We start from the raw sequence: 6,003 nt of genomic DNA on the forward strand, positions 1-6,003 counted from the left end.
GACCCCACCGCCCCCGGCCCCGCGGACGCTCCGCTCCCGCCGTCTCAGGCCGCGAGTCCGCCGAACAGCAGTGACACCGTCATCGCGATGACGACCGAGTCGAAGGCGGACGCGATGACGACGTTCGCGCGCACCAGGCGCCAGCCCTCTCTCGAGCGGATCTCGGCCGAGACCGTGGCCGCCGTCGTGGACAGCAGGAGCGCGAGGGTCGCGTCGTCACTGAAGTGCGGCGCCTCCTCGAAGGCGAAGCGCACCTGCGACCGCCGGGGCGACCGCGACTCGAGGCGCAGGCAGGCCTGTGCGACCGAGAAGACCATCAGCACCCACGAGCTCGCGACGGCGAGCAGGGCGGCGGCGAGGGAGAGGGGCTCGCTGCGGAACTCCGTCCTCTGCGCGATCGCCACCGTGACCGCGATCGCCACCGTGACCACGATCGCCGGCACCGCCGCCGACAGCGTCGTGCTGGTCGCCCCGGTCGCCCCCAGCATCCGCGAGAGGAGGCGCCGCTCGCCGCGCGCCTCCTCCTCGGCGGTGCTCCGCCGCGCCTGCTCGTCGAGGCGCGAGGAGGAGGCGGCGCTCCAGCCCACGGAGAGGGCGGTGGAGAGCGGCCGGCCGAGCAGATGGACCGGAACGAGGGTCGCCGTCGCATCGACGGCCCCGTCGCCCGGAGCGAGCGTCCCCGTCGCCAGGACGAGCAGCACCACCACGATCGTGACCAGGAGGCGCACGCACACCCGGAACAGATCCGAGCGGGGTCGTCTGCGCGCGGTCATCGCCGTCCTCCCCGTCAGAGGCCCGGAGCGCGCCTCGAACAATATCCACGCCGTTCCGTCCTGCGGTGTCCCCGTGCACCACCGGGCCATTCGTTGCAACCAACAACAAATCCCCCGCGCACCCGGCAGAATGGACCCATGACCTCACGGAGCAACTGGGCGGGCACCTACGAGTACCGCGCCGCCGCCATCATCGAGCCGGAGTCCGTCGAGGAGGTGCAGCGCCTCGTCCGCGAGAACGAGCGCGTCCGCGCCCTCGGCAGCCGCCACTCCTTCAACTCCCTGCCCGACACCCCCGGCGCACTGCTGCACCTGGGGCGCCTGGCCTCCGACCCCGTGATCGACGCCGAGGCGAGCACCGTCACCGTCGGCGGCGCCACCCGCTACGGCGTCGTCGCCGCGCACCTGCACAGCAACGGCTACGCCCTGCACAACATGGGCTCGCTCCCGCACATCTCGGTCGCCGGCGCCATCGCGACCGGCACCCACGGCTCGGGCGACCGCAACGCGAACCTCTCCTCCGCCGTCTCGGCGCTCGAGCTCGTCACCGCCGACGGCTCGCTGCGCACGATCCGCCGCGGGGAGCCGGGCTTCGAGGGCGTCGTCGTCGGCCTCGGCGCCTTCGGCATCGTCACCCGCGTGACCCTCGACATCCAGCCGACCTTCGACGTCCGCCAGGACGCGTTCGTCGACCTGCCCTGGGAGCGCGTGCTCGACGACTTCGACGCGATCACCTCCTCCGCCTACAGCGTCAGCCTCATGACCCACTGGTCCTCGCCGACGGTGGAGCAACTGTGGCTGAAGACCAAGGTGGCGGCGGGATCCGTCGCCGACGTCGACGCGACGCACCTGGGCGCGGTCGCCGCCTCCGCGAGCCTCTTCGCCGTCTCGGAGGGTGTCGACTCCAACCTGAACCCGTTCGGCGGCTCCGTCGGACCGTGGTCCGAGCGCCTGCCGCACTTCCGCCTCGACCGCGAGCCGAGCGCGGGCGACGAGATCCAGAGCGAGTACATGGTGCCGCGCGCGAACGTCCGCGAGGCGATCGTGGCGCTGCGCGCGATCGGCGAGCGGATCGACGACGTCCTGCTCATCACGGAGCTGCGGACCATGGCGGGCGACGACCAGTGGCTCTCCCCCGCCGGAGGCCGCGACAGCGTCGGCGTGCACTTCACCTTCAAGAAGGACCGCGCCGGCGTCGACGCCGTGCTCCCCGCCGTCGAGGGCGCGCTGCTGCCGCTCGGGGCCCGGCCGCACTGGGGCAAGCACTTCCTCGCCGGAGCCGACGAGATCGCGCCGCTCTACCCGCACCTCGAGGAGTGGCGCACCCTCCGCTCCGAGTGGGACCCCTCGGGCCGCTTCGCGAGCGACTTCCTCCGCGACCGCCTGCTCGGCTGAGCGGCACCCGCCCCGCGGGACCAGACAGGTTCCGCGGGACGGGGCTCACAGGACGTGGGTCGCGGGACGCGGCCCACAGGACGCAGCTCGCGGGACGCGGCTCTCGGAACGCCACTCAGAACAGGCGGGCCGCGTCGGCGGGCTCGACGAGGTCGCGCACCAGCGCCGGGATCCGCTTCCGGAACGGGAAGAACCCCCGCGACGCCGACGGCCACGCCGCACCGTCCCAGCGGCGGCGCACGGTGACGAGCGCGACCCCCTCGTCGGCGAGAGCCGAGCGGAGCGCCTCCACCCGCTCTCCGACGGGCCCGACCGGCGCGTACGGAACGACCACGGTGTCGATCCGCTCGGAGACCGCCCAGTCGACGACCGTCGCGGCACGCGCGTCCGCCAGCACCCGCGCCGGCCGACCGCTGGAGTCGGAAGTGCGCTCGGCGGCGTCGGCGAGCGCCGCGGCGGTGAAGGCGGCGACCGCGTCGGAGACTCCGGACGGCGAGCGCCCGCCCGCGTCCCCGGCGACGGCGCACGCGACGAGGCGCTCGGCCAGACCCGGCTGCTCGGCGAGCAGGCTCTCCGCCTCGAGGTCCTCCTCGTGCAGCAGGAGGCCGGGGCGGGCGCCGACGGTCCCCACGACGTCGTCCTGCTCGAGCGGTGCCCGCGGCGGGAAGGGCTCCTCCGTCAGCGCGGGGGCTGTGGTGGCGAGGCCGCTCGGCGAGAAGCGCCCCTCCGTGTAGCGGGCGATGTTGGACGCGGAGGCGAGGTAGGTCTTGCCCGGAGTCTGCAGGCCGGCGACCCATCGCCACGACAGGGAGTTGGACGCGGCGTCGCCGTCGAGCAGGTGCCGGTAGAAGAAGTCGGCGCCGAGCTGCCAGGGCAGTCCGAGGGTGAAGATCCAGATGCTCGCGAACCACATGCGGGTGTGGTTGTGGAGGTACCCGGTCTCGACGAGCTCGCTCACCCACGCGTCCATCGCGTCGATGCCGCTGTGTCCGCCGATCGCGTCGAGGTACCCGGGCGGAGGATCGCCCGCGGAGGAGTCCGCCACCTCGCGGCGGTAGCGGCGCCAGACGTCCGGGTTCTGCTCGAGCCAGCCCTTCCAGTAGGTGCGCCAGAACACCTCCTGGACGAACTTCTCCGCGGCGGTCAGCCGGTGGCGCGCGAGGACCGCGGCGACGACCTCCCGCTCGGTGACGAGGCGGTGGCGGAGGTAGGGCGAGAGCCCGGAGACGTTGTCCCGGGATGGTCCGAGGTCGTGGTTGCGGTCGCGGGCGTAGGCGGAGCCCGCGCGGGCGACGAAGTCGTCGAGCGCCTCGAGACCGGCGGCTCTGGTCGGGATGAACATCGCCCCATCATCGGCGTCGGCCCGGTGAGAACACCGGCAGCGGCCTCCCGAGTGCGCTCCGGGGACGGAGGCGCCCGCCGAGCGCTCGTCAACGGGGTGACCGGCGCCTCCGACCCGACGTAGCGTCGGAGGACGAGAGGGAGGCCGCCATGCCCCGCGAGGAACAGATCCCGTCCACCATCGAGCGCTCCGACGAGCACGCGCAGAAGCTCTGGTCGGCCGCGCACGACTCGGCCGTCGACAGCTACGGCGACGGTGAGCGCGCCCACCGCACGGCCTTCGCCGCGCTGAAGCACGAGTACGAGAAGGTCGGCGACCACTGGGAGCGCAAGGCCGAGAGCGGCCCCTCCGACTCCCGCGCCGAGGGCCACGGCCGCTCCCCCGGGGACGAGACGGCGGGCGGAGTGGACGCGAACGCGACCAAGGCGCACCTGATGGACCTCGCCAAGCGCCTGGACGTCTCCGGCCGCTCGCGCATGACGAAGGCGGAGCTCGTCGAGGCCCTGCAGAAGGAGAGCACCCGCCGGACGCGCGACGCGCGGTGAGGCCAGGGGTGGGGCCGGGAACAGCCGCCTCGCCGAGCCCCGGCCCGCTCAGTCCAGCGCGTCCCTGATGGCCGCCATGCCCAGCTCCAGCTCGGCGAAGGTGGTCGACAGCGGCGAGAGGCCGATCCGGATGCCGTCGGGTCGGCGGAAGTCCGGCACGATCCCCTCCGCCTGCAGCCGCGGGACCAGGCCGGCGAACGACTCGTGCGCGATCGTCACGTGCGAGCCGCGCCGGGCGGGGTCGAGCGGAGTCGCCACCCGCACCCCGCGCGGCACCAGCCACGCGTCGGCCAGCTCCAGCGCATACGCCGTCATCGCCTCCGATTTCGCGCGCACCGCGGGCATGCCCACCGAGGCGATCAGCGCGATCATGTCCTGCATCGCGAGCATCCCCGTGATCGGCGGGGTGCCGCTGAGGAAGCGCCGCATCCCCTCGGCCGGACGGTAGCCGGGTCCCATCTCGAACATGTCGGCGACGCCCATCCAGCCCTGCACCGGCTGCGCGAGCGAGCCCTGGTGCCGGGAGGCGACGTACGCCCACGCGGGCGCCCCCGGGCCTCCGTTGAGGTACTTGTAGGAGCAGCCGACCGCGAGGTCCGCGCCCCACGCGTCGAGCTCGAGCGGCACCGAGCCGACGGAGTGGGAGGCGTCCCAGAGCACGAGCGCGCCGGCCTCGTGCGCCTGGGCGGTGATCGCCGCGGCGTCGGCGAGGAACCCCGAGCGGTACGCGACGTGGCTGAGCAGCACCAGCGCCGTCCGCTCGCCGAGCACCGGGGCGAGGTCGTCGGGGCCGACGCCGCTCCCGGGGTCGGAGTCGATCCAGCGGAGCGTGCTGCCGGTCTCGGCCGCGATGCCCTCCAGCACGTACCGGTCGGTGGGGAAGTTGTCGGTGTCCACGACGATCTCGTCGCGCCCCTGCTCCGCCTGGCGGGCGATCGCCGCGCGGGCGAGCTTGTAGAGCAGGACGGTCGTGGAGTCGGCGACGACCGTCTGCCCGGCCGCGGCTCCCAGCACCGCGGAGCCGAGGGCGTCGCCGACCTCGAGCGGCATGTCGAGCCAGCCCTCCTCCCAGCCGCGGATGAGGCGGCCGCCCCACTCCTCCTCCGCGAACCGCGCGAGCCGGGCGACGCTCGCGCGCAGCGGCCGGCCGAGCGAGTTGCCGTCGAGGTAGGAGCGGACCTCGGGGGTGCGGACGAACAGCTCCGGGCAGTGCGCGAGCGGGTCCTTGGCGTCGAGCGGATGCATGCCCTCACCCTAGGTCGCGGGCGCCGGGCGCGACGCGTGCCGCCGGGGCCCCGGATGCGTGCCGCCGGGGTCCCTGACGGGTGCTGCCGGGGTCCCTGACGCCGCTCGGACGCCGCCCACCGTCCAGAAGTCGTCGCACTCAGCCGCGACCGCGACGACTCCCGAGCACTCGCGAGCCCTCACCCCGAAGCCTCTCCCCCCACTGTCCAGAAGTCGTCGCACTCGGCGTCGACTGCGACAACTCTTGAGCACTCGCGAGCCCTCACCCCGGAGCCTCCCCCACCGTCCAGAACTTGTCGCACTCGGCGTCGACTGCGACGACTCCTGAGCACTCGCGGACCCGCAGACTCGAGCCGGTCGCCACTGCTCCGAAGTCGCCGTGCTCGCGCTCCAGTACGGCCGCTTCCGCGTGGTCGCGGAGCCGCCGGGCCTGTCCCAGCGGTCGTCGCCGAGTGCGCAGAAGTCGTCGCACTCGAGCTCGAGTGCGACAACTCCTGGACAGTCGCGGAAGCCGGAGGAGAACGGAGCGGGAGCCGGAGGAGGACGGAGCGCGAGCCGGCGAGCGCCCCCGCACCCGCGAGCACGGCCGCGCACCTGGGAAGTCAACGGGCGGACGCCGGCCGTGGTGCCGTACGCGTTCCGCGCGCTCACCGTGAAGGTGGAGTCGCCTGCGGTGGTCGGCCTGCCCGAGACGACGCCCTCC

At 73.8% G+C, this 6,003-nt stretch carries 5 protein-coding genes; 2 read left to right on the forward strand and 3 right to left on the reverse strand.

The features are described 5' to 3' along the window. Window positions 1-44 precede the first annotated feature (44 nt). Window positions 45-773, reverse strand: a complete 729-nt coding sequence (locus tag C5C25_RS16025; protein WP_181133716.1) for a DUF1345 domain-containing protein — start codon at window positions 771-773, stop codon at window positions 45-47. Between the two features lie 138 nt (window positions 774-911). Here C5C25_RS16025 and C5C25_RS16030 point away from each other — a divergent pair, with 138 nt between their 5' ends. Further along, entirely contained in the window at window positions 912-2,168 is a 1,257-nt protein-coding gene (locus C5C25_RS16030) for an FAD-binding protein (protein ID WP_104234610.1), read from the forward strand. 115 nt (window positions 2,169-2,283) lie between these two features. On the opposite strand, the gene C5C25_RS16035 is transcribed toward C5C25_RS16030, so the two are convergent. Next, the gene (locus C5C25_RS16035; RefSeq protein WP_104251176.1) at window positions 2,284-3,510 is read right to left on the reverse strand and encodes an FAD-binding domain-containing protein; all 1,227 of its coding nucleotides are present in this window, start codon (window positions 3,508-3,510) and stop codon (window positions 2,284-2,286) included. A 149-nt stretch (window positions 3,511-3,659) separates the two neighbouring features. Here C5C25_RS16035 and C5C25_RS16040 point away from each other — a divergent pair, with 149 nt between their 5' ends. Next, window positions 3,660-4,055, forward strand: coding sequence for a ChaB family protein (locus C5C25_RS16040; protein WP_104251177.1), 396 nt, complete (start codon window positions 3,660-3,662; stop codon window positions 4,053-4,055). A 48-nt stretch (window positions 4,056-4,103) separates the two neighbouring features. Here the strand turns inward: C5C25_RS16040 and C5C25_RS16045 are convergent, their stop codons facing one another. Then, window positions 4,104-5,300, reverse strand: a complete 1,197-nt coding sequence (locus C5C25_RS16045; RefSeq protein WP_104251178.1) for a kynureninase — start codon at window positions 5,298-5,300, stop codon at window positions 4,104-4,106. Window positions 5,301-6,003: the final 703 nt, after the last annotated feature.

It is taken from the genome of Rathayibacter sp. AY2B9, from assembly GCF_002931595.1.
In the GTDB taxonomy this organism is placed as follows: domain Bacteria; phylum Actinomycetota; class Actinomycetes; order Actinomycetales; family Microbacteriaceae; genus Rathayibacter.

Coding starts and splice junctions, on each gene's coding strand:
- C5C25_RS16025 (WP_181133716.1), bottom strand. CDS start 773: ATGACCGCGCGCAGACGACCCCGCTCGGATCTGTTCCGGGTGTGCGTG.
- C5C25_RS16045 (WP_104251178.1), bottom strand. CDS start 5,300: ATGCATCCGCTCGACGCCAAGGACCCGCTCGCGCACTGCCCGGAGCTG.
- C5C25_RS16030 (WP_104234610.1), top strand. CDS start 912: ATGACCTCACGGAGCAACTGGGCGGGCACCTACGAGTACCGCGCCGCC.
- C5C25_RS16040 (WP_104251177.1), top strand. CDS start 3,660: ATGCCCCGCGAGGAACAGATCCCGTCCACCATCGAGCGCTCCGACGAG.
- C5C25_RS16035 (WP_104251176.1), bottom strand. CDS start 3,510: ATGTTCATCCCGACCAGAGCCGCCGGTCTCGAGGCGCTCGACGACTTC.